At 69.4% G+C, this 22,774-nt stretch carries 15 protein-coding genes; 7 read left to right on the top strand and 8 right to left on the bottom strand.

Going from position 1 to position 22,774, the window contains the following annotated elements:
* Positions 1–290: 290 nt before the first annotated feature.
* Positions 291–2,270 carry an alpha-L-fucosidase gene (locus NYZ98_RS36745; RefSeq protein WP_262849130.1) on the bottom strand — a complete coding sequence of 660 codons (1,980 nt, stop codon included), beginning with the start codon at positions 2,268–2,270 and terminating at the stop codon, positions 291–293.
* 633 nt (positions 2,271–2,903) lie between these two features.
* On the opposite strand from NYZ98_RS36745, the gene NYZ98_RS36740 reads away from it, so the two are divergent.
* Together NYZ98_RS36740 and NYZ98_RS36735 are read left to right on the top strand one after the other, a co-directional pair.
* On the top strand, positions 2,904–4,889 hold the full coding sequence (locus tag NYZ98_RS36740; protein WP_262849128.1) for an RICIN domain-containing protein: 1,986 nt from the start codon (positions 2,904–2,906) through the stop codon (positions 4,887–4,889).
* Between the two features lie 58 nt (positions 4,890–4,947).
* Positions 4,948–7,050, top strand: a complete 2,103-nt coding sequence (locus NYZ98_RS36735) for a cellulose binding domain-containing protein (RefSeq protein WP_262849126.1) — start codon at positions 4,948–4,950, stop codon at positions 7,048–7,050.
* A 30-nt stretch (positions 7,051–7,080) separates the two neighbouring features.
* On the opposite strand, the gene NYZ98_RS36730 is transcribed toward NYZ98_RS36735, so the two are convergent.
* From NYZ98_RS36730 to NYZ98_RS36720, 3 genes are read right to left on the bottom strand one after another with little or no spacing between them, the layout of a single operon-like run.
* A complete protein-coding gene (locus tag NYZ98_RS36730; protein ID WP_262849124.1) occupies positions 7,081–7,905 on the bottom strand; it encodes a carbohydrate ABC transporter permease in 825 nt (274 codons plus the stop codon).
* The gene (locus tag NYZ98_RS36725; protein WP_262849122.1) at positions 7,902–8,858 is read right to left on the bottom strand and encodes a carbohydrate ABC transporter permease; all 957 of its coding nucleotides are present in this window, start codon (positions 8,856–8,858) and stop codon (positions 7,902–7,904) included. The genes NYZ98_RS36730 and NYZ98_RS36725 overlap by 4 nt, the downstream gene beginning before the upstream one ends.
* A 6-nt stretch (positions 8,859–8,864) precedes the next feature.
* A complete protein-coding gene (locus tag NYZ98_RS36720) occupies positions 8,865–10,229 on the bottom strand; it encodes an ABC transporter substrate-binding protein (protein ID WP_262849120.1) in 1,365 nt (454 codons plus the stop codon).
* A gap of 139 nt (positions 10,230–10,368) precedes the next feature.
* Here NYZ98_RS36720 and NYZ98_RS36715 point away from each other — a divergent pair, with 139 nt between their 5' ends.
* A complete protein-coding gene (locus NYZ98_RS36715; RefSeq protein ID WP_262849118.1) occupies positions 10,369–11,427 on the top strand; it encodes a LacI family DNA-binding transcriptional regulator in 1,059 nt (352 codons plus the stop codon).
* A 40-nt stretch (positions 11,428–11,467) separates the two neighbouring features.
* Here NYZ98_RS36715 and NYZ98_RS36710 read toward each other — a convergent pair whose 3' ends face one another.
* On the bottom strand, positions 11,468–12,238 hold the full coding sequence (locus NYZ98_RS36710) for a FadR/GntR family transcriptional regulator (RefSeq protein WP_262849116.1): 771 nt from the start codon (positions 12,236–12,238) through the stop codon (positions 11,468–11,470).
* A 126-nt stretch (positions 12,239–12,364) separates the two neighbouring features.
* Between NYZ98_RS36710 and NYZ98_RS36705 the strand changes: the two genes are divergently transcribed.
* From NYZ98_RS36705 to NYZ98_RS36690, 4 genes are read left to right on the top strand one after another with little or no spacing between them, the layout of a single operon-like run.
* Positions 12,365–13,633: an ABC transporter substrate-binding protein gene (locus NYZ98_RS36705; protein WP_262849114.1), complete on the top strand. Its 1,269-nt coding sequence runs from the start codon at positions 12,365–12,367 to the stop codon at positions 13,631–13,633.
* A gap of 4 nt (positions 13,634–13,637) precedes the next feature.
* Positions 13,638–14,627 carry a carbohydrate ABC transporter permease gene (locus NYZ98_RS36700; RefSeq protein WP_262849112.1) on the top strand — a complete coding sequence of 330 codons (990 nt, stop codon included), beginning with the start codon at positions 13,638–13,640 and terminating at the stop codon, positions 14,625–14,627.
* Entirely contained in the window at positions 14,627–15,454 is an 828-nt protein-coding gene (locus NYZ98_RS36695; protein WP_262849110.1) for a carbohydrate ABC transporter permease, read from the top strand. The genes NYZ98_RS36700 and NYZ98_RS36695 overlap by 1 nt, the downstream gene beginning before the upstream one ends.
* Before the next feature lie 34 nt (positions 15,455–15,488).
* Positions 15,489–16,640 carry a mandelate racemase/muconate lactonizing enzyme family protein gene (locus NYZ98_RS36690; protein ID WP_262849108.1) on the top strand — a complete coding sequence of 384 codons (1,152 nt, stop codon included), beginning with the start codon at positions 15,489–15,491 and terminating at the stop codon, positions 16,638–16,640.
* A 24-nt stretch (positions 16,641–16,664) separates the two neighbouring features.
* Here the strand turns inward: NYZ98_RS36690 and NYZ98_RS36685 are convergent, their stop codons facing one another.
* The 3 genes from NYZ98_RS36685 to NYZ98_RS36675 all read right to left on the bottom strand — a co-directional run bounded on the left by NYZ98_RS36685 (position 16,665) and on the right by NYZ98_RS36675 (position 22,301).
* Positions 16,665–18,020 carry an extracellular catalytic domain type 1 short-chain-length polyhydroxyalkanoate depolymerase gene (locus tag NYZ98_RS36685; RefSeq protein WP_262849106.1) on the bottom strand — a complete coding sequence of 452 codons (1,356 nt, stop codon included), beginning with the start codon at positions 18,018–18,020 and terminating at the stop codon, positions 16,665–16,667.
* Between the two features lie 67 nt (positions 18,021–18,087).
* Positions 18,088–20,487, bottom strand: a complete 2,400-nt coding sequence (locus NYZ98_RS36680) for a ricin-type beta-trefoil lectin domain protein (protein ID WP_262849104.1) — start codon at positions 20,485–20,487, stop codon at positions 18,088–18,090.
* A gap of 92 nt (positions 20,488–20,579) precedes the next feature.
* Positions 20,580–22,301 carry a glycoside hydrolase family 27 protein gene (locus NYZ98_RS36675; protein ID WP_262849102.1) on the bottom strand — a complete coding sequence of 574 codons (1,722 nt, stop codon included), beginning with the start codon at positions 22,299–22,301 and terminating at the stop codon, positions 20,580–20,582.
* Positions 22,302–22,774: the final 473 nt, after the last annotated feature.

Raw genomic sequence — 22,774 nt, 5'->3', positions numbered from 1 at the left:
CCGACCAGACCATGACCATCGACCCCTGCAACCTCCAACTCCTCTACCAAGGACGCAACCCCAGCTCCGGCGGCGACTACGGCCTCCTGCCCTACCGCCCAGGACTCCTCACCCAGCAACACTGACCAACGGACCCGTCCACCCGCGGCGGGTGAGCGGCACCTCGGCGACGACGCCGGGTCGGCGATGCAATGGCGTCGTCGCGCTGCCACGCCGCGGGTGGACGGGGGTGCGGGGGGATTCCGCTCGGACCTGCCGGTCCGCCTCCTGGCGAGCACCCGGATCGGAGGTCAGATGGCGGTGATGGTCCACAGGTTGTTGGCGTTGGTGTTGGGGGTCCACATGGCGGCGGTGGCGCCGGCAGTGGTGCTGCCCATGCCGTCCAGTGCGGTGCCGGTGCCGCGGTTGATGATCTGGTAGCGGCCGTTGCCGAGGTTGTTCAGGCGCCACTGCTGGTTGTTGCCGCCGTTCCAGGGGCCCTGCAGGCAGGACGCGCCGTTGGTGGCGTTGCCCCAGCTGTCGGCGACCATGCCGTTGGTGCGGTTGACGATGCGGTACCAGCCGCTGCCCAGGTCGGCGAGCTGCCATTGCAGGTTGGTGCTGCCATCGTAGTTCCACTGCTTCAGCGCCGACCCGGAGGCGACGTTCCCGCCGCTGTCCAGCACCAGGCCGGTGGCCGCGTTGGCGATCCGCACCCAGCCGGTCGGGACGGAAGGCGCGCCCAGGGTGGGGATCTGGCCGGAGAAGGTCAGTTTCACCACGTAGGCCAGGGCCGTGAAGGGCGGGGTGGACGACGGCATCGAGATGTGCAGGGCCGTGCCGTCCTGGGTGCGGTTCGGCAGGTCGATGGAGGCACCGGCGGTGGAGTCGAGCAATCGCACCGAGGTCAGGGTACTGAGGTTGATCCGGCCGGAGCCCAGGGTCGTGATGTCCAGCGTGCCGCCCGGCCAGCCCAGCACGGTCGCGTACAGGACGCGGTTGTCCTTGCTGCGGGTGAACCGGATGTCGCGGTTGGTCCCGGGACGTGGTGTGGTGAAGGAACCTCCGCCCATCTGAGTGGGCCCCTCGCCGTAGACGGTCCAGGCGCGGGTGGCGTAGATGGATTCGCCGAAGCGCTTCAGATAGTCGCCCATGCCCAGCAGGACCGATCGCTGCCCTGAGGGAATGGTGCCGTCGGCCATCGGGGCGATGTTCAGCAGCATGTTGCCGTTCTTGCTGACCCGGTCGATCAGGGAGTGCAGCATCGCGTCCAGCGAGTAGTAGCCGATCCCGACCGTGTAGCACCAGCTCGAACTGGAGATGCTGTCGTCGGTCAGCCAGTACGGGGTCTGGATGCCGGCCGGCCCGCCGCGCTCGAAGTCGAAGACCTCGCCCCTGTTGTTGAAGCCGTCCTTGTAGGTGGCGACGACGTCACTGTTCCAGGCGACCGCCCGGTTGTAGTAGTACGACAGGAAGTCCAGGCGCCGTGACTCGGGCAGCTGGGTCAGGTTGAAGTCCTGCCAGATGATGTCGGGCTGGTAGCCGTCGACCACCTCCCGGAGCTTGTCGTACCACAGTTGCTGGTGGGTGGACGCGCCGAGCTGGCCGTACAGCTTCTTCAGCGAGGTCGTGGACTGCGTCGGCACCCACTGGTAGAAGCCCGTGAAGTTGTACGCGTGGTGCATGGCCACCAGGAGCTTCAGGCCCTTGGCGCGCAGGGCGTCGGCGTGCAGCCGCAGCAGGTCCAGCCGGGGTCCGGTGGCCACGGAGTTCCACTCGTTGACCTGACTGTTCCACATCGAGTAGCCGTCGTGGTGCTCGGCCACCGGCCCGGCGAACCTGGCGCCGGCGTCCGCGAAGAGCTGCGCCCACTCGCCCGGGTCGAAGTTGCCGCCGGCGGACTTGAGCTTGGGCGCGAACTGCACGAAATTCCCCGCCCTGTCCCGGGCGCCGTTGATGAAGTTGTGGTACGGCCATGCCGAAGGGTCGCCGTAGACGCTCTTGTGGTGGTTGTTCTCGTTCGACCCGTTGTTGTACATGTTGCGCGGGTACCACTCGTTGGCGAACGCGGGGACGCTGAAGGCCCCCCAGTGGTAGTAGATGCCGAACTTGGCGTCCTGGAACCATTCGGCCGCCGGCGGGTGCTGGTCGACCGACGACCAGCTGGCGGTGTAGCTGCTCGGGCCGTCGGTGGCCCACGCCGGGCGGATTCCCAGCAGTCCGGCGGCCGCGGCGCCTCCGGCGCCGGCGATCAGCGTACGCCGGCTGAGTCGTGACGAGGAAAAGGGCATGGTGGAACCTTTCCGTGCGGACCTGGTCCGGCTCACCGCTCTGCGGGTGGCTCCGGCCGGCCGCGTGTCAGGGGGTCTCGCGTACGTCCACGTGGGTGGGGAGCGACGGATGGGCTCCCGTGGATGTTTCAGGGACATGACTGGGCCGTCACGGCGACATTGGATGTCTTTGTAAGCCAATCGCGGCGATCTGTCCAGGGCTCCTGGTCGGCGGTCGCGGTGCCGGCAGGGGGAAAGTGGCCAAGGAATCCAAGAAGTCGGAGCTCACAGGCGGGTGGAAGGACTCCCGACATGAACCAGGGCGCCGGGAGAACGCCCGAGGTGGTGTCGGACGCCGTCGCGCCTGGTCCGGCTCCCGGAACAGACAACCTATGTCTGCGTTGACAAGGTGCGCCCCCCGGGTCATTCTGACATCGCTTTATCGAATCGGTTCGCTTCCCTGTCGTCCGTCGCACGAAGCACCGGCCCCCTGGCCCGATCACGCCGTCGTCTCCGCGGTCCACCGAGCGGCCGCCACGAACAGCCGCACCGTCTCAGAAGGGACCGCACATGCAGACCGCTTGCCGGCGTAGCTCAGCGTCGAGGACGCGCGCCCGCCTCAGAAGGGCGCTCAGCGCGCTGTCGGTTCTCGGCATGATCGCGCTCGCCCTTGCTCCGGGCGGCGCCGCCTTCGCCGCCACGGTCCAGGTCGCGGCCGTGTCATCGTCGGACTCCCCCGCGACGATCATCGCGAAGGCCGCGGACATCGTGCCGGCTCCCCGGCAGCTCGCCTGGCAGCGGCTGGAGCAGTACAACTTCATCCACTTCGGCATCAACACCTTCACCGGCAGGGAATGGGGCACCGGCACCGAGGACCCGAACTCCTTCCAGCCCACGGGTCTGAACACCGACCAGTGGGCGGCCTCGATCAAGAACGCCGGGTTCAAGGGGGCGATCCTCACCGCCAAGCACCACGACGGCTTCCTGCTGTTCCCCTCCAAGTACAGCAGCTTCGGCGTGGCGTCGTCCTCCTGGATGAGCCGCCAGGGTGACGTGGTCAAGAGCTTCACCGACTCGATGCACAAGTACGGGCTGAAGGCCGGCCTGTACGTGTCGCCCGCCGACCTGCACGAGAACCAGCCCGGCGGGAAGTTCGCCAACGGCAGCGCCTCCAGGCAGGTGACGATCCCGTCCGACTCCTCCGAGATCGTCAACGGGGTGACGTTCACCTTCACCTCCGATGACTACAACACCTACTTCGAGAACACGCTGTATGAGCTGTTCACCCGCTACGGCGGCATCGACGAGCTGTGGCTGGACGGCGCCAACCCGACCGGCCGCAACCAGCCCTACAACTTCAAGGACTGGACCACCATGGCCCGCAGGCTGCAGCCGGGCGCGGTCATGGAGGGCGACGGCGGGCCGGACGTGCGCTGGGTCGGCAACGAGAACGGCTACGCGCGCCAGTCGGAGTGGTCGGTCGTGCCGACCAACGGCGATCCCGCCACCGCCGCCGACACCGCGCTGCCGGTGCCCGGTTTCAACACCGCCGCCGACGTGGCGAGCGACTCGGTGCTGTCCCAGCGCAAGTCGGACGGGACCAGCGCGTGGAACGTGCTGCGGTGGTCCCCCGCGGAGTGCAACGGGACGCTGTCGGCACGCCACAACTGGTTCTGGCAGACCGGTGAGACCTGGCGGAGCCCGGCCGAACTGCTGGAGATCTACTACGGGTCGGTGGGACGCAACTGCAACTTCCTGCTGAACATCTCCCCCAACCGGCAGGGCCTGCTGGACCAGTCCGCGATCGACACCCTTTCCCAGTTCGGCACCACGGTGTCACAGACGTTCGCCACCAACCTGGCGAGCGGCGCCACCGCCGCCAACGACAGCGGCACCTCCAACGGTACGGGCCACACCCCGGACCTGACCGTGGACGGCGACCTCGACAGCTCCTGGCAGCCGACCGGCACCACCGGCGCGCTGGTGCTGACCCTGCCCTCCTCGCGGACCTTCGACGTCATCTCGGTGCAGGAGGACCTGAACATCGGTCAGCGCACCCGGTCGTTCGCCGTCGACTCCTGGAACGGCAACTCCTGGACCCAGATCGCCACCGACACCACGATCGGCCACAAGAAGCTGATCCGCCTGGCGTCCCCGGCCACCACCACCCGGGTCAGGCTGCGCATCACCGGATCCCGGGCCGTTCCCTCCGTCGCCGAGATCGGCCTGTACCGCCGGCCCTCCGGCGGCACATCGGCCTCCACGATCCGGGGCGTGGCGTCGGGCCGATGCCTGGACGTCCCCAATGCCTCCCAGACCAACGGCACCCAGCTGGCCATCTGGGACTGCAACAGCGGCGCCAACCAGCAGTGGTCGCCGACCAGCGCGAGCGAGCTGCGGGTGTACGGCGGCAAGTGCCTGGACGTCAACGGCGGCGGGACCGCGGACGGCACGCCGGTGATCATCTGGGACTGCAACGGCCAGAACAACCAGAAGTGGCGCCTCAACTCCGACGGCACCATCACCGCCATCGCCGCGAACAAGTGCCTGGACGTCAGCGCACTGGGCACCGCCAACGGCACCAAGGTGCAGATCTGGTCGTGCACCGGCCAGAACAACCAGAAGTGGACACGACCCTGATCCGGTGACCGGCCGCCCGGCGTCGCAGGGCACTCCCCCACCCAGGAAGCGAGAACCCGTGGACCTGTCGTTTCTCCGTGGTCTCGGACGGCGGCGCCGGCTCGCCGCAGGCGTCGCCGTGGCCCTCGCCGGTGCCGTCCTCACGGCTCCCGCCACGGCGGCGGGGGCGGCGGCCCCGGCCGTCAACGTCACCGTCAACGCCCGTGCGGGACTCGGCACCGTGCCGGACACCGCGTACGGCCTCAACCAGGCCGTTTGGGACGGGAACATGAACACCGAGGCGTCGGCGGACCTCCTCGGCGCGGCCGGGGTGCGGATGATGCGCTATCCCGGCGGCTCCTACGGGGACGGCTTCCACTGGCAGACCGGCACCGTCTCGGGCGGCGGGTACGTGGCGCCGGGGACGGGCTTCGACGCCTTCATGGGCACGGTCGGCGCCATCGGCGCGCAGGCGATGATCATCGCGAACTACGGCTCCGGCACACCGCAGGAGGCCGCCGACTGGGTGAGGTACGCGAACCTCACCAAGGGCTACGGCGTGAAGTACTGGGAGATCGGCAACGAGGTCTTCGGCAACGGCCACTACGGCGCCGAATGGGAGCTCGACTACCACGACGGCAAGGATCCGGCCACGTACGCGAACAACGTGGTGCAGTACGCCCGGGCGATGAAGGCGGCCGACCCCACGATCAAGATCGGGGCGGTGGTCACCGATCCGGGCAACTGGCCCGACGGAGTCGTCGCGACCGGGGACTCGGCGGCGTGGAACCAGACGGTGCTGTCGATCGCGGGACCGTACATCGACTTCGTCATCATGCACTACTACCCGAACCACACCACCGCCGCGGACGTCCTCCAGCAGGTGAAGCTGCTTCCCGGTGAGCTGGACCAGGTGCGGCGGCAGATCGACCAGTACGCCGGCCCGAGGGGCCCCGGCATCGGCATCGCGCTGACCGAGACCGCGTCCAACTACCAGTCCGACACCCAGGTCGGTGGCCTGTTCGCCGCGGACGTCTACTTCGCCGCGCTGGAGAACGGCGTCTTCACGGTGGACTACTGGGACACCCGCAACGGCATGGGCGAGATCAGCACCGCGCCCGACGGGACGACGTCGTACGGCGACGGGGGCCTGCTGTCGAGCGGCAACTGCAATGGCGACAACGTCTGCGAACCGCCGCTGAACACGCCGTTCGCGCCCTACTTCGCGCTGAAGATGCTCAGCAGGGTGGCGCTGCCCGGCGACACGCTGGTCAGGGCCGGCTCGGACAACGAGCTCGTCTCCGTGCACGCGGCCCGTAACACCGACGGCGGCCTCAGCGTCGAACTGGTCAACCAGGATCCCGGCACCGCCTACACCGTGCGTCTCGGCTACGACGGCTGGACGCCGAGCGGCGCCACGCCGACCGTGCACACCTTCGGCTCCGGGGACACCTCGATCACTACGTCGAGGCAGGGCACCGCGAGCACGCAGGTCATCCCGCCGTACTCGATCGTGACGGTCAAGCTCACGCCGTCGTCCGCCAACCCGGTCGACACCGCGCTGACCGCGCCCGGCGATCCGGCCGCCGGCGAGGTCACCGCGAGCACCGCGACGATCTCATGGCAGCGGTCCACCGGCGGCGATGTCACCCGTTACGCCGTCTACCAGCAGTTCGGCACCAACAGCGTCCTGCTGGGCGAGTCGACCTCGACCTCGTTCACCGCGCGGAACCTGGTCCCTGGCACGGCGTACACGCTCAACGTGCTCGCCGTCGGCCAGAAGGGTCATCCCTCGACGCCCTCCAAGCCGGTCTCCTTCGTGACGGGGACGCCGCGGGACAGCACCTGCGCCGTCACCTACACCGTCGCCACGGGCTGGGGCAGCGGTTTCGTGGCGAACATCAGCCTCACCAACACCGGCCCCTCCCCCATCACGGGATGGACGCTGGCCTTCAGCTTCCCGGCCGCCACCGAATCCCTCTCCGACAGCACGTGGAACGCCGGCTTCGCCGAGGACGGCCGGCACGTGGTCGTCACCCCGACCGCCTCGAACACCTACCTCGCCCCCCATGGCGGCAACACGCTCAGCTTCGGCTTCGTCGGCGACCAGACCGGCGCCAATCCGCCGCCGGCCTCGTTCACCCTGAACGGGACCGTCTGCGCCACAACGTACTCCTACTGACTGAGACGGCCGGTGTGGTGGTGTCGTCCGTCAGCCCTTCAGGGAGCCCTGCAGCAGGGCCGTCACGAACCGGCGCTGGAAGATCAGGAAGATCAGGAGGGTGGGGGCAAGGATGAGCAGCGATCCCGCGCACAGCAGCGGGATGTCGGTGCCCCACTGCCCCTGGAAGGCGCCGAGGGCACCGGACATCGTCCGTTTCAGCGGGTCGTCCACCAGCACGATCGCCAGGAGGAACTGGTTCCAGGTCCACAGGAACAGCAGGATGGCCAGCGAGGAGATCGCCGGCATGGCCAGTGGCACATGGACGCGCCAGAAGAGCTGCCACACGTTCGCCCCGTCGATCCGGGCGCTCTCCGACAGCTCCTCGGGCATGTTCACGAAGTGCGCCCGCATCCAGAACACCGAGAACGGCATGAACAGCCCGATCAGCGGCAGGATGATGGCCCACCGGGTGTTCAGCAGCCCCATGTCCCGCACCTGGTAGTACAGCGGCGTGATGATGCCCTCGAACGGCAGCGTCAGGCCGAGCACGAACGCGATGAACACGACGTTCCGCCCGGCCGTCCGGAGGTGGCCGATCGCGAAACCGGCCATCGTGGCGATCACCAGCGAGAGCGGCACCACGCCGAGCACGATGAGCGTGCTCGACTTCAGCAGCTCGCCCATGCGTGCCACCTGGAACGCGTGGGCGAAGTTCTCCCAGTGCGGCTCGCCGGGCCAGCTCAGGCCGGGCGGGTAGGTGCCCGACGGGTGCAGGGCCGTGACGAACAGGCTGAGGAACGGCAGCAGGGTGATCGCCATCAACAGGACGAGCAGCAGCCTTCCGGTCCACGCCTCCCGGCGTGCGATGATCATGACGACCTGTCCCTGGTGAGCCGTTGGATGGGAAGCGCGACCGCGATGACGAGCAGCATGAGCACCACGGCCAGTGCCGACGCGACGCCCACCCGCCGTTCGGAGAAGGCCAGGTAGTAGATCTCCAGGCCGGGGACCATGGTCGCGTTGCCGGGGCCGCCCTGCGTGGAGATGTAGACGATGTCGAAGCTCGCGAGAGCCGCGATGACGGTCACCGTGACGCAGACGGCGATCTCCTGCCGCAGACTCGGCAGGACGATCGAGAGGAACTCGCGCATCGGCCCCGCGCCGTCCAGCCGGGCGGCCTCGAAGAGCGCCGGATCGATCTTGCTCATGCCCGCCAGCAGGAGCAGCGTGCACAGGCCGAGCAGCACCCACGCGCCGATCACGCCGACCGCGGGCAGGGCGGTCGAGAAGTCGCCCAGCCAGGCCCGCGTGATCCCGCCGAGCCCGAGGTAGGTGAGCACCTGGTTGACCACCCCGGTGGAGGACAGCAGCCAGCTCCAGGCGATGCCCGCCGCGACGAGCGGGATGACCTGCGGCAGGAAGATGACGGTCCGCGCCACGAGCGCGAGCCGGCTGGTGGCGATGCGCCGGATCGTCGAGGCGATGGCGAGGCCCAGCACGACGGGGATCGCGCTGAAGAACACGATCAGCTTGACGGCGTTCAGGATGGAGGCGAACAGGCCGGGATCGGTGAACACCTTCACGTAGTTGCCGAACCCGGCCCAGGTGGACGGCCCGATGCCGTCCCACGTGTACAGCGAGTACTGGAACGTCACGAGGATCGGCCGCAGCACGAAGACCGCGTAGAACGCCAGCGCGGGCAGGATGAACAGCCAGCCGACGAGGCCGGCCCGGCGGAGGCCGTGGCGCCGCAGAGGGCTCCGCGTCCTCGCCGCCGGCCGACTCTCGGCGAGATCGACCCCTGTCCCGGGAATCGGCCCTGTCATGGTGGCTCAGTTCCCCCCGGCCTGGCTCGTGTAGTCGCCCTGCACGGCCGTCAGCAGGCCCTCCGGGGTCTGCTGCCCGGCGACCATCTTCTGCAGGTTCGGCGTCCAGCTCTTGGCGTAGATCGCACCGGTGGCGTTGGCGATGAAGTCCATCGCGCCGTTGTCCTCGACGATCTTCGCTCCGGCGGCGAGCGTGCTCTCGGTGACCGTACCCGGCTTCACCGCCGGCATGTGCGCGCCGGCCGGGCCCATCGGGTGCGAGCCGCCGACCTCCACGGTGATGTCACGCGCCTTGGAGTCGGTCGCCACCCAGTTGAGGAAGAACGCCGCGCAGTCGGCGTTCTTCGCCCGCGCGCCGACGCCGAAGACGAGCGGGGCCGACATCGCGGCCAGCTTGCCGCCGTCCTGCGCGGACGGCATGAGGAAGAAGCCCGCGTCGCCCGCCATCTGCTTGTCGAGGTTGCCCGACTCCCAGTCGCCGTCGAACATGAACAGGCCCTTGCCGCCGATGAAGCGGCTCATCATCGTCGCGTAGTCGACGGCGTTGACGTCCTTCCAGAAGTACCCCGCCTTGATCCACTTCTCCAGGTGCCGGGCGGCCTGGAGGTTGGACGGCGTGTCGATCGTGGCGCCCGGCTTCTGGAAGATCCAGTCGTTGATCGGGGCCGCCGGGCCGTATGCGGCCATGAGGTTCTGCAGCGGGAACGCGAGGCCGCCGGTGGCACCGCCGTTGAACTGGGCGATCGGATCGACGCCCGCCGCCTTGGCCTTCGCGAGCAGGTCGTCCAGCCCGGCCAGCGTGGTGGGCGGGGCCGACATCCCGATCCGGGCGGCGAGCTTCTTGTTGTAGAAGACGCCGGTCATGCTGAAGTTGAGGCCCATCGCGTACAGCGAGCCCTCGCCCCGGGTCTTGCCTCCGGGTGCGAGGCGCATCTGCTGAAGCTGTGAGGCGGGCCAGGCGTCCCAGCCGAACGCCTTCGCGTAGCCGTCCATGTTCTTCAGCAGGTCGTCCTTGACCAGCTCGGAGACCTGCGGGAGCCGCATCAGGTCCGGTGGGTCGTCCGCGAGCACACGCGGGGCGTTCTGGGTGATCACCGCGAACTGGTCCTCGCGGATGTTCCAGGTGACGTTGGGGTGCTGCTTGGTGAACTCGGTGGTGAGCGCCTTGGGAAGGGGGAACCCGGTCTCGAAGTAGGCCTTGAGCGTGACCGGCGCCGTGCCGCAGGCCGGGGCCGTCGATGCGGAGGTGCCGGTGGCCGGTTCGGCCTTGGGGGCGTCACTTCCTGGCGCGGCGCAGCCGGCGGCCAGCGTCCCTCCCGTGATGACCACGAGCGCGGCCGTATGCCAGCGGGGGCGAGCTCGACGCGACATCTGCGTCTCCTCCGTGCAATGGGACCGCCGACCTGCGGCGGATGTCCCGGTTTTGTTTGCTAAATCGTATTAGCAGTGCGATAGTCTCACCGTACGTCTCCGCCGATGTCAAGACCCTGTAATAACTGGAGGTCCGCCGGTGAGCCCACGCCGGGTCACGCTGGCCGAGGTCGCCAAGGCCGCCGGTGTCTCCCCCACCACCGCGTCCCTGGTGCTGTCGGGCCGAGGGCGGGAGATGCGCATCTCCCAGGAGGTCGAGCAGCGTGTCCTGAAGGCGGCGGAAGAACTACAGTACCGCCCGAACGCGGTGTCGGTGGGACTGCGCACCGGCACGACCAGGACGATCGGGTTCGTGTCCGACACGGTCGCGACCTCACGGCTGGCCGGGGACATGATCAAGGGCGCGCTGGAGGCCGCGCGCGACCGAGGCGTGATGCTGTTCATCGGTGAGACCGAGGGCGATCCCGAGCTGGAGCGCAATCTTTTGCAGGCCATGCACGACCGCCAGGTCGACGGCATCGTCCTGGCCGCGATGTACACAAGAACGATCAAGGTGCCCAAGGAGATCACGGCCTCGCCCGCCGTCCTGCTCAACGCGCTGCCGAAGCAGCCGTCGGTGCTGCCGTCGATCCTGCCCGACGAGGTCGAGGCCGGGCGCACCGCCGCGCGGGTGCTGCTGGAGGCCGGCCACCGCGACGGCATCCACCTGGTCGGCGCCGGCCCGAGGGCGCGTGACGTCCCGCCGGGCGGCGTCGCCGCCATGGAACGGCTCGCCGGCATCCGCGAGGTGCTGGGCGAGGCCGGCGTGACGATCGCGGGCGGGTGTCTCTGCGCCGACTGGCAGCCGCAGGAGGGCCTGGACGCCACGCGCGCGATCCTCGCGTCCGGGCGCCCGCGCGCGCTGATCTGTTTCAACGACCGCCTCGCCTTCGGCGCCTACCAGGCGCTCGGCGAGCACGGCCTGCGGGTCCCGGTGGACGTGTCGGTGGTCTCGTTCGACGACCACCCCCTCGCCTCGTGGATGAGCCCCACGCTCACCACGGTCGCGCTGCCGCACTACGAGCTCGGCCGGAAGGCCGTCGACGTGCTCTTCACCGAGATCGGCCACCACCGCGCGGGGGCCGCCGGCGAGGCCGAGGTCCACCGCGTCCCGATGCCGGTCCGCACCCGCGAGTCCGTCGCGCCACCACGCCCCTGACGTGCCCGCCGCGCCGGCGGGCATCCGGTGCGGCCGGGGTCTAGCGTTGCAGGCGCACGGGCGCGCCGGGTGCGCTGCGGCGGACGAGCCAGGCGTCGGTGATGTGCGTGAACATCGCTTCCGCGGCGCCGTCGGGGTCGTGGGCGGCGATGCGTTCGTAGACGCGGCGGTGGCCGAGGTTCGACGCCACGCACAGGGCCCGCTCGGTCCTGCCCATGTACCGGGCGGTATTGATCACCTGGCTCTCCAGCGACCGCACCACGCCCCGGGCGATGCGGTTCCCGGACGCCTGCATGATCGTGTCGTGGAAGGCGCGGTCGTGGTCGGCGTAGGTGGCGGGGTCGTCCACGAGCTGGTCCATGCGATCGACCAGCGCGCGCATCCGCTCGACGGTCTGCTCGTCCGCCACCCGCGCGGCGAGGTTCGCCATGTCGGACTCCAGGATGCGGCGGGTGACGACGAGGTCGTCGAGGATGCCCAGGCTCTCGTCCACGGCGATGGTCGCCGCCAGGACGAGCTCGTCGAGCATGTCCCACATCGTCGGCGGGGTGACCATGGTGCCGGCCCCCTGGCGGATCTGGACGAGCCCCTTCTCCTGGAGGATCTTCACGGCCTCGCGGACGACGGTGCGGCTCACCGCGAACGCCTCGCACAGCGCCGGCTCGGGAGGGAGCGGCGTCCCCGAAGGGTGCACCCCCCGCACGATGCGCTCCACGAGCTCGGCGGTCACCGCCTTGGCCAGGCTGGCCGGTCGTCGCACCCAAGCCGGTGGCGCCGGGACGCCGCCGGGCGATTCCTGCGATGCCGTCATATCCCCCTCCGGTGACAGCGCTGTCGCGTCAGTATATGTCATCTGTGTTGACGTCAGACGTCATACGAGTTACGTTTCGCGACAGGCAGCCGGGAAGGCCGGCCGTCCTCTGGAGAGTGAAACGACATGAAGCAGCACACCTTATGGTCGGTCGCCCTGATCGCGGGGTTGACCCTGGCCGGCTGCGGGAGCGCGGCCCCCACGGGAACGGCACCCTCCTCCGGAGGTTCGAAGACCAAACTCGTGGTCTGGGACTGGAAGTCCGGCGACAAGAAGGCGGCCTCCTACATCGAGAAGGCCAAGGCCGACTTCGCCAAGAAGCACCCTGACGTCACCGTCGAGTTCGTGGCCCAGCCGTTCGACCAGTACTACACCCTGCTCGGCGGGGCCATCCAGTCGGGCAAGGGCCCCGACGTCATGATGTTCAACGGAGGCGGCCAGATCCGCGACCGCGTGGACGCGCTCCTCCCGCTGGACCAGTACGTGGCCGAGGACAGGCAGCGGCTGGCGGGCTGGGAGGCGTTCACCAAGGACGGCAAGACCTACGCCGCGCCGGTGACCCTGCAGGGCCACCCCATCTACTACAACAAGACGCTCTACACCAAGGCGGGGCTCGACCCGGAGAAGCCGCCCGCGACGTGGGACGAGCTGATGGCCGACTGCGCCGCCATCAAGAAGGCCGGCGCCAAATGCTTCGCCCTCGGTAACAAGGAGGGCATCGGCCCCCAGTTCTGGCTCTCGGGTCTCGGCTCGGGCATCCTCACGCCCAAGGAGTACGACGACTGGATCGCCGGCGAGCGCGACTGGACCTCCCCCGACGTGAAGCAGGTCTTCAAGCTGTGGAAGGAGGTCAACGACAAGGGGTACAACAACGACGGGGCCAACTCGACCGCGATGTTCAACGACGCCTTCTCGGTCTTCGACGCGGGCAAGGCGGCCCACATCATCGGCCTGATGTCGGACGTCGGGCACTGGAAGGACTTCGGCGAGTTCCTGGGCGACAAGGTCGGCGTCATGCAGGCCCCGCTCGTCACCGCTGGAGCCCAGCCGAGCCTTCCCTACGACGGAGGCATCGGCTACGCGGTCGCGAAGTGGGCCAAGGACCCGAAGTCGGCCGCCGACCTGGTGCGGTCGCTGACCTCGACGGAGGCGTTGAACGCCTTCTACTCCAACGCCGGCGCGATCGCCTCCGACACGACGATCGACGTGTCGCAGGCCCCCCCGGCCGTCGGCACCATCGTCTCGAAGCTCAAGTCCGGCAAGCCCGCCCTGCATGTCGCGTTGTCCTCCAAGACCCTGGACCTGATGGGACGGCTGTCCCAGAAGATCCTCAGTGGATCGGCGAGCGTCGACGAGGCGGTGAAGCAGCTGGCCGCTTCCGACCGGGCGGGCTGATCGCGTGCCGGTCGGACGTTCGTCACCCTCGGTCCGCCCGGCCGACACCGGGCGGGCCGAGGGCGCGGGATTCGAGCAGCGAGCACGCCACGGTGGCACCGGGACGCACTCACGACGCGCCTCCCGCGCGGGGACGGCGGCCGAACGCCTCGCCCCCCTGGTCCTGCTGGCACCGGCCGTACTGATCATCGTGTTCCTGCGGTTGTGGCCGCTGCTGCTGGGCGTCAACTTCTCCTTCACCGGCGACGGAGCACGCAACGGGACGGCGGTCGGCTTCGACAACTACCTCGAGCTGCTCGACGACCCGTTGTTCCGCACCGCGCTCGGGAACGTCGGGCTGCTGGTCGTGCTGCTGCCCGTGGCGGTGGCCATCCCGGGCCTGCTCGCGACCTTCATCTACCTGCGCGTGCCGGGACACCGGTTCTACCGCAGCGTCTACTTCTTCCCGGCCGTGCTCTCACCGGTGATCGTCGGCGCCATCTTCAACCTGATCCTCGCCTTCGACGGCCCGTTCAACGCCGTGCTCGGGACGATCGGCCTCGGCCCGGTCGACTGGCTCGGCGATCCCGGCGTGGCCATCTTCACCGTCGTCGGCGTGCAGATCTGGGCGACCTTCGGCATGGCCCTGGTGGTGTTCCTCGCCGGATTCTCCACCCTGGACCCCGCGCTCCTGGACGCGGCACGGGTGGACGGCGCGTCGCTCCCCCAGACCGTCTGGCATGTGATCATCCCCGGCCTGTCCCGCACCATCCAGTTCGTCTTCGTGACCACCATGATCGGGATGCTGACGTCCATGTTCGGCCTGCTCTACGTCATGACCGCCGGCGGCCCGGAGGGATCGACCTACCTGCCGGAGTTCTACATCTGGACCCAGCAGGGGCAGATGAACCGCCCGGCGCTCGCCTCGGCCGCCTCCACGGTCCTGTTCCTGATCATGCTGGTGGTGGGCCTCGCGCAGATCAGCGTGCTGCGCCGCTCGGGGGGTGAGGACTGATGGCCGGCAGGCGCCTGGGCAGGTGGGCGGCCTCCGTGCCGATGGCGGTCCTCGCCCTGGCGACGATCTACCCCCTGGTGTTCACCACCAACGTCGCCATGAAGACCCGGCGGGAGTACATCCTCGACCGGTTCTCCCCCGCGGATTCCCCGCACCTGGAGAACGTCTCCGGCGCGTGGAACAGCGTCGGCATGGCGCGGTACTTCGCCAACTCGGTCGTCGTGGTGACGTGCTCGGTGTTCCTGATGCTGCTCATCGGGTCGATGGCCGGCTTCGCGCTGAGCCAGCTTCGGTTCCGCGGGTCCAGGGTGGTCTTCCTCGGCTGCCTGGCGGCGCTGTTCGTCCCCTTCCAGGTGATCATGGTGCCGCTCGCCCGCGTCATGGCGGACACCGGCCTCATCGACACCTATCCGGGGCTGATCCTGGCCTACGTCGCCCAGTTCCTCCCCTTCACCATCTTCCTGATGACCAGCCACTACCGGACGATCCCCGCGGAGATCGTCCACGCGGCCAGGATCGACGGGAACACGACCTACGGGGTCTACCGGCGGATCATGATCCCGCTGGGCGTCCCGGCCCTGCTGTCGGTCGGCATCCTGGACACCCTGTTCTGCTGGAACGACGTGCTCATCTCCCTGGTGATGATGCCGTCGGCCGAGCATCGCACCCTCATGGTCGGGGTCACCTCGTTGCGCGGCCAGTACTCCGACGACATCCCCACCTTCGCCTCGGGAGTCCTGATCGCCGCGATACCCGTCCTGTTGATCTATCTCTTCCTTCAGCGTCAGATCGCCGACGGTGTCACCGCCGGCTCCACGAAGGGCTGACATGCGGATTTCGGGGTATCGCATTCTGACGACGGTGCACGAATGGGGCCGTCCCGTCGGTGACGCCAACGGCGTGTACGCCGACGGGACCGTCTCGGTGCCGATCATCTTGGTGGACACCGACGAGGGCATCACCGGCGTCGGGCTCGGGCCGCACGTGGAACTCGACGCCATCTTCGCCGCCATCGACGGCGAGGACCCGCGCGGGGTGACGGCGCTCTACGACCGCATGCTGCGGCACACCTTCAAGGCGGGTCACGCGGGCGCGGTGTTCGGCACCATCGGCGCGCTCGACACCGCATTGTGGGACATCAAGGCGCAGGCCGCCGGCGAGCCGCTCTGGCGTCTGCTCGGCGGCCGCGACCGGCGGGTCCCCGCCTACGCCTCAGGCCTGGACATCGGCCTGAGCGACGACGAACTCGTCTCGGCGTACGAGGTGTACGCCCGCCACGGCCTGCGGGCGGCCAAGCTCAAGGGCGGCCTGGACGTCGAGCGCGACCGGCACCGCCTGACGCTGGTCAGGGACGTGCTGACCGAGGCGGGGCACGGATCGCGGCCGAGCCTGATGCTCGACGTGAACGAGGCCTGGACGCGCAAGCAGGCGGTCCGGCACGTCTGCGAGATCGAGCGCACCCTGGATCTCACCTGGATCGAGGAACCCGTCCGGCGGTGGGACGCCGAGGGCCTGGCCATGGTCGGCGCCGGCGTCCGCGCCTCGGTCGCCGGCGGGGAGAACCTCACGGGGCTCGAACAGTTCCGCCCGCTCATGGCCGCGGGCGCCCTGGACATCGTCCAGACGGCCGCCGTCTGGGGGATCACCCACTTCCTGCGGGTGTCCGCCCTGGCCCACGCCCACGACCTGCCGGTCAGCCCGATCGGCACCACTCCCGCGGGCCTGTTGCACGCCGCGACGTCGGTGCCCAACCACCTGGTCAGCGAGCTGCAGGACCTGCGGCCGCCGCTCGGGGTGTCCCTCGACCTGCACGTCGAGGACGGCGCGTTCGTCCTCGGGCACTCCCCGGGCCTGGGCGTCACGATCGACGAGCACGCGATCGCGGCGTACACCCGCCGGCCGGACCCCGCGCCGGCCGACGGCCCCCACGTGCGCCCCGAACACGCCGGCCGAAGACTGCTGGCGGCGGCCCGCCACGGGGCCGCCGCGCAGCGGCGCACGCCGACCCAGTGAGCGGTACCGGCGGGCCTTCGTCCGTCAGGTGCGGCTCCAGCGCTGGTTGGCGCCGCCGTTGCAGGACCAGATGGCGAGCTTGGTGCCGTTGGCGGTGCCGTTGTTCGGCACGTCCAGGCACTTGTTCGCCCCGACGGCGCTGATGGTGCCGTCGGAGTTGAACCGCCACTGCTGGTTGGCCTGCCCGTTGCAGTCCCAGATGATCACGCCGCTGCCGTCGGCGGTACCCCGGGCGTTCACGTCCAGGCACTTGCCGCCATAGACGCGCAGCTCACCGTTCGTGGTCGACGTCCACTGCTGGTTGGCCTGGCCGTTGCAGTCCCAGATCTGCGCCTGCGCGCCGTTGGCCTGCGAGGAACCGGAGACGTCCAGGCACCGGCCCGACCCCACGCCCTTGATCGCACCCCCTCCGGTGGGCGTCGGCGTCGGCGTCGGGGAGGTCGTCCCGCCGGTGCCGTCGAGGCCGAGGAAGGTGAGCGCGTAGGGGAACATCCCGGTCAGCGGCAGGGAGTGGCCGTACCCGGCGAAGCTGAGCCCCTCGACAGGGGGCTGATTCGTGGTGCCGCCGTAGCGGGTGCGGGTGACGCCCGATTTGGGGGTGTCGGTGAGGGCGGGGGTCTGGCCGACACCGGTGAGGTCGGTCCACTGTTTGATCTCCTCGCCGAAGTCGGCGTAGGCGAGGGTGGTGTCGGTGGTGCCGTGCCACAGCTGCATGCGCGGGTAGCGGCCGGTGTAGCCGGGGTACATCGCGCGGGCCTGGTCGCCCCACTGCCGGGCGGTCTTGACGAGCCGGCCGCCGGAGCACTGGCTGTTCCACAGCGATCCGTCGGTGGTGGCGAAGCACCCCGCCGGGACACCGGAGAACGCCGCGGCGGCCGAGAACACGTCGGGGTACTGCGCGGCCAGCACGTTGGTCATCATCGCGCCGGAGGAGAAACCGCTGACCACGACGCGGGCCGGGTCGACGCCGTAGCGCTGGCGGGCGTAGGAGACCATCGACATGATGCCGGTGGAGTCGCCGCCGCCGTCGCGCCTGAGCGCCGCCGGGGTGGACACGTCGAAGCACTGACCGCTGCGGGTGGCCTCCGGGACCACGATGAGGTACCCGTACCGGTCGGCCGCGGTGACGTAGTCGTGCCCGACGCCGTTGAACACCCCCGAGGCCGAGCCCTGGCAGTAGTGCACCATGACCAGCAGGGCCGGCCGGGCGGGGAGGTTGTCCGGCACGTAGACGTACATGTTGAGGTTGGTCGGGTTGTCGCCGAAGCCGGTCACCCGCGTCAGCGACGCCGCCGCGGCCGGCCGCATCACCAGCAGCACGCTCGCGGCGGCCACGGACAGGGCGACGGCCGCCAGCAGGGCCCGGAAGGTTCGTCTCACATTGTGCCCCTTTCACGTTTTCCGATCGATGATCAGCCGGATCGGCCGTCGTCCGCCGTCGCTTTTCTCAGCTACGGGACCACTTCTGGTTGGGCTGGCCGTTGCAGGTCCACAGGATCACCGTGGTGCCGTTGGCCGTGCCGCCGCTGTTGGCGTCGAGGCACAGGCCGGACTGGGCGGAGGTCACCGAGCCGTCGGCGTTGAGGTTCCACTGCTGGTTCGCTCCGGAGGCGCAGTCCGAGATGACGGCCCGGGTGCCGGGGCTCGTGCCACCGTTCTCGGCGCTCAGGCACTTGCCGCCGTACACCTGGAGCTGCTTGGCGGAGGTGAGAGTCCACTGCTGGTTGGCGCCGCCGTTGCAGTCCCACAGCGCCACCTGGGTGCCGTTGGCCTGCGACTGGTTCGGCACGTCGACGCAACGGCCGGACGCCTGCCCGCGCAGCACGTTGCCGTTTCCGGTGCCGCCGCCCGAGCCCGGGGTGATCGTGAGGTTGTCGAACTGGGCGGTCTCGGTCGTGCCGGTGCCGATGCCGATCTGGCCCGCGCCCCAGGTGCCGTCGGTGACCGAGCCCACCTGGGCGCCGTCGATGCCGGCGGTGATGGTACCGCCCGAGAAGCCGAGGGTGAGGGTGTGCCAGCGGCCGGTGCCGAGGGAGGCGACGGTCCCGCTGCGCAGCGTGGTCATCGCGTTGTCGATGTTGTTGCGCAGGATCTGCCAGGCGCCGTTGTCGCTGACGCGCAGGTAGTAGGCGTTCAGCCCTTCGGGACCGAAGGCGTGCTGGGAGCCGGCCCTGCCGATCACCTCGGCGTAACCGCTCTGCTCCAGCATCACGTCGGTGGAGACGGTGTAGTTGGACCAGCCGAGGTCGCCCAGAAGGGCGTAGGGGTGGGAACCGCCGGTCCACAGGATCGGCTGGCGGGGGGCCATCTGGCGCACGCACTGCCCGGTGCGCCCGCCGCCGCAGCCGACGATCTCGAAGGAGCCCTGCATGTCCGCCAGGTACTTGGCCTCGCGGCCGGTGGCGTAGGAGTCGAAGGTGTCGGAGTGGGGAAGGGAAAGCGAGCCGCGGGCGGGGCTGGTGGCGGTGCCCTTGCCCTGGCCGGTCGTGGTGGTGATCGAGTACACGTACCCGGGCTGGACGGTCAGCGAGAACGCGCCGCCGGAGGGCGTGATGTCGGCGGTGTGGACGAAGTGGTCGGAGGCGTTGCCGGAGTTGAGGTTGGTCGCCCACACGTGCACCTGGCCGGTGGACAGACCTCCGGTCACGCTGAAGTTCAGCGTCTGGGCGGCGGTGGCGTCCATGGTCTCGACGATCGTGCTGTAGTCGGAGGTGCTCGCCGACTTCAGCGAGACGTAGCTGCCGTTGTTGCGGTTGCCGCCGATGTAGCCGGTGGAGGAGTCCAGGTACTTCCATCCCGGCGCGGTGAACTGCGTGGTCTGCGCCATCACCCAGGCGTTCTTGCCGATGGCGTAGTACCCGGACCACGGCTGGGGCGCCACCGCCACGCCCATCGTGGAGAAGGGCAGGTTCGGTGTGATCGCGGCGATGACCGGCCAGTTGATGTAGGCGGTCATCTTCCCGTCGATGTAGTCCCGGTTGATGCCCCGGGCCAGCGCCTTGGCGCCGTCGTTGTAGTCGTCGGAGCCGTTCTCGCTGGCCCACAGCACCTTGCCGGAGTTGATCGCGGTGGTGGAGCTCGGGCAGTTCGACTGGGCGCCTCGGTAGCCGCAGACGTAGTGACCGCCGAACACGTCCACGGCGTTGCGGAAGGCGGTGTTGTTCGCGGCGTCGCCGGCCACGTCGAAGCCCCAGTCGTCGGACGCGATGATCTTCACGTTGCCGAACCCCCGGGAGTCCAGCGCGCTGTTGAGGTTGACGTACCAGTTGAGATCGCGGCCCTTCTCGTTCCAGCCGCCGAGGTAGTCGATGGTCAGCCCGTGGCTGTTCTTGGCGCAGCCGAGCCAGTCCACCAGGTAGTTGATGGTGTCCTGGGACCAGAAGTTGCCGTTGCCGAGCCAGCCGGGCGCGCCCCAGGAGAGGCCGACCAGCTTGATGTTGGGGTTGCGGGCCTTGGCCTGCTCCATGAGCCACCACTCATAGCCTCGGTCGCAGTTCAGGTCGCCGGAGGTGTGCCGGTGGCTCGGCTCCGCGCCATCGGTGGAGTTGGTGTCGCCGCCGATCTCGACCTTCAGGATCTGCATGGCCGCGCCGTAACCGGGCTTGAACAGATAGTCCAGGATCTGGCCGCGCTGCGGCTCGGGGTAGTCGATCAGCAGACGGCTGTTCCCGCCTCCGCCACTGATGGCCCCGACCCCGTCGAAGGTCCGGCCGGCCGAGCCACCGTTGATCGTGATCCCGACGGCCGCCTGCGCGGGCGCCATGCCGATCAGCGTCATCGCGGCCGTCACGAGTGCGGCCACGAGAGCCGAGACCAGGCGCGTCCTGGCCCTTCTTCGCCGGTTCATGGGAGTGTTCCTTTCGACGAGGGGTGCCCTGGGAGGGGTAAGGGCGTCGGCAGGTGCCGATGGTGCGGGGTGCGTGGGGGTCTCTTCGTGCGTCAGGTGCGGGTCCAGCGTTGGTTGGTGCCGCCGTTGCAGGACCAGATGGCGAGCTTGGTGCCGTTGGCGGTGCCGTTGTTCGGCACGTCCAGGCACTTGTTCGCGCCGACGGCGGTGATGGTGCCGTCAGAGTTCAGCCGCCACCGCTGGTTGGTCTGGCCGTTGCAGTCCCAGATGATCACGCTGGTGTTGTCGGCGGTGCCCGCGTTGTTCACGTCCAGGCACTTGCCGCCGTACACCCGCAGCTCACCGCTCGCGGTCGGGGTCCATTGCTGGTTGGCCTGGCCGTTGCAGTCCCAGATCTGCGCCTGCGCGCCGTTGGCCTGCGAGGCGCCCGAGACGTCCAGGCACCGGCCCGAGCCCACCCCGCGGATCGTGGTCGTGCCTGCCGAGGGCGACGGGCTCGGGGTGGTGTCCCCGCCGGAGGTGACGGTGAGGAGGACCGCTTCGCGGGCGGGCACGGTCGTGGTGTACCCGCCGCTGAAGGTGCCGGCGTCGGTGCCCGTCCACGGGTCGCGTACGGTCGCCGGGCCGGTGAGCCCGAGGTCCGGCCAGCGGGCGGTGACGGACGCGGCGGAGGTGGTCCGGTTGAGCAGCAGCACCGCCCGGCGTCCGGTGCCCGACAGGACCTTGCCGTACACCTGGCGTCCCGCCTGGTCCTCGGCGACCTTCACGCCCTGCCGTCCCAGGGAGTCCTGGTCGATGGCGAGCACCTCGCGGTTGGTGAGGATCGCCGTGGTCTCGGCGCTCATGCCGGTGAGCCTGTTGCCGGCGAGCAACGGCGCGCCGGAGACGGCCCACAGGCTCATGTGGGTGCGGTTCTGCGCGGCCGAGAAGCCCGTCATGCCGACGACGAGCATGTCCGGGTCGTTGTAGTGTCCGGGGGTCTGCGCGGCGGGGTGCTGGGCGGAGTCGAAGTTGGCCAGCACGCGGTCCATCGACGCGCTCTGCCCCCAGTAGATGATGTCGCCGCTGGTACGCCACATGGTGGACATGCCCGGCGCCCAGTCCCAGGGGCTCTGGTTCCCCCAGTTGCAGACCGACAGGACCATCGGCCGCCCGGTCCGCGCGGTCGCGCGGGCGATCGAGTCGCTGATCGCCTGGTAGGTGTCACGGGAGTTCAGCCCCTCGGCGTTGCCGCCGCACCAGTCGACCTTGACGAAGTCGAAGCCCCATTGGGAGAACCGCAGGAAGTCCTGGTCGTAGTGGCCCTCGCTGCCGCTTCCCGGGGCGGCCGGACGGCCGGTCGGGTAGTAGTAGCCGCATCCGTTACGGCCGGCGTCGGTGTAGATGCCGGCTTTCAGCCCCTTGCTGTGGATGTAGTCGGCGATCGCCTTCATCCCGCCCGGCCACTCGGCCGTGTCCACCGTGATGTCGCCGGCGGAGTCCCGGGTGCCCTGCCACCAGCCCTCGTCGATGTTGACGTACTGGTAGCCGGCGTCCTTCATCCCCGAGGACACCATCGCGTCCGTCTGGGCCTTGATCACGTTGTGGTCGATCTGGGCCGCGAAGGTGTTCCATGACGCCCAGCCCATCGGAGGGGTCGTGACCGCCGCGACGGCGGTGGCGGTGGTCGCGGTGGTGGCGGTGGCCGTGGCGGCGGTGCCGTCCGAGATGGCCCATGCCGCCCACACCACGGCCAGCGTGATCAGCCGCACGATGACGGCCGTCCGGCCGAATGTTCGCCGGGCGGCGGCCGGGGACGTGATGTTTTCGCCCATGCTCGCGCCTCCAATGCTGGATCGATGAGAGGACAGGGAGGGAGACCCCCGCGATCCACGACCGGACCGTCGCCGGACGCGTCGCCGCCGGGGACTCCTGCCGCTCACCACCGACTCCGGCAGGAGGTAGCCGCCTTGGGGACTCAGTGTGGAAACCATTACGAAACATGTCAAGACTTTGGCGAACCGATTCGACGGACCGGCGGGTCCCCCGAGCGGGCCGGTGCGCTGGTGCGATCCCGCGCTAGGCGGGGACGTCCCGGCCACGCCACGTCACCGCCGGATGAACGTTTCATCACCCCGCCCCGTCGCGACGATGCGAACGTGCTCGTCAGGGCGGATCAAGGGGCTTCGACGCGCGGCGGGTCGCTCACGCGGAGCGGCCGGGCCCTTGACGGATCTTCCGGCGTCGTGTTTGCTCCGCCACACCACCACCTCGCTCCGCCGCGTGGAGAGGAGCACCCCCGACCGTC

Origin of the sequence: Sphaerisporangium corydalis (genome assembly GCF_025506355.1) — a bacterium.
Taxonomy (GTDB): domain Bacteria; phylum Actinomycetota; class Actinomycetes; order Streptosporangiales; family Streptosporangiaceae; genus Sphaerisporangium; species Sphaerisporangium corydalis.
Note: the sequence above shows the minus strand (reverse complement) of the source record. Positions and strands in the feature narration are given on the sequence as shown.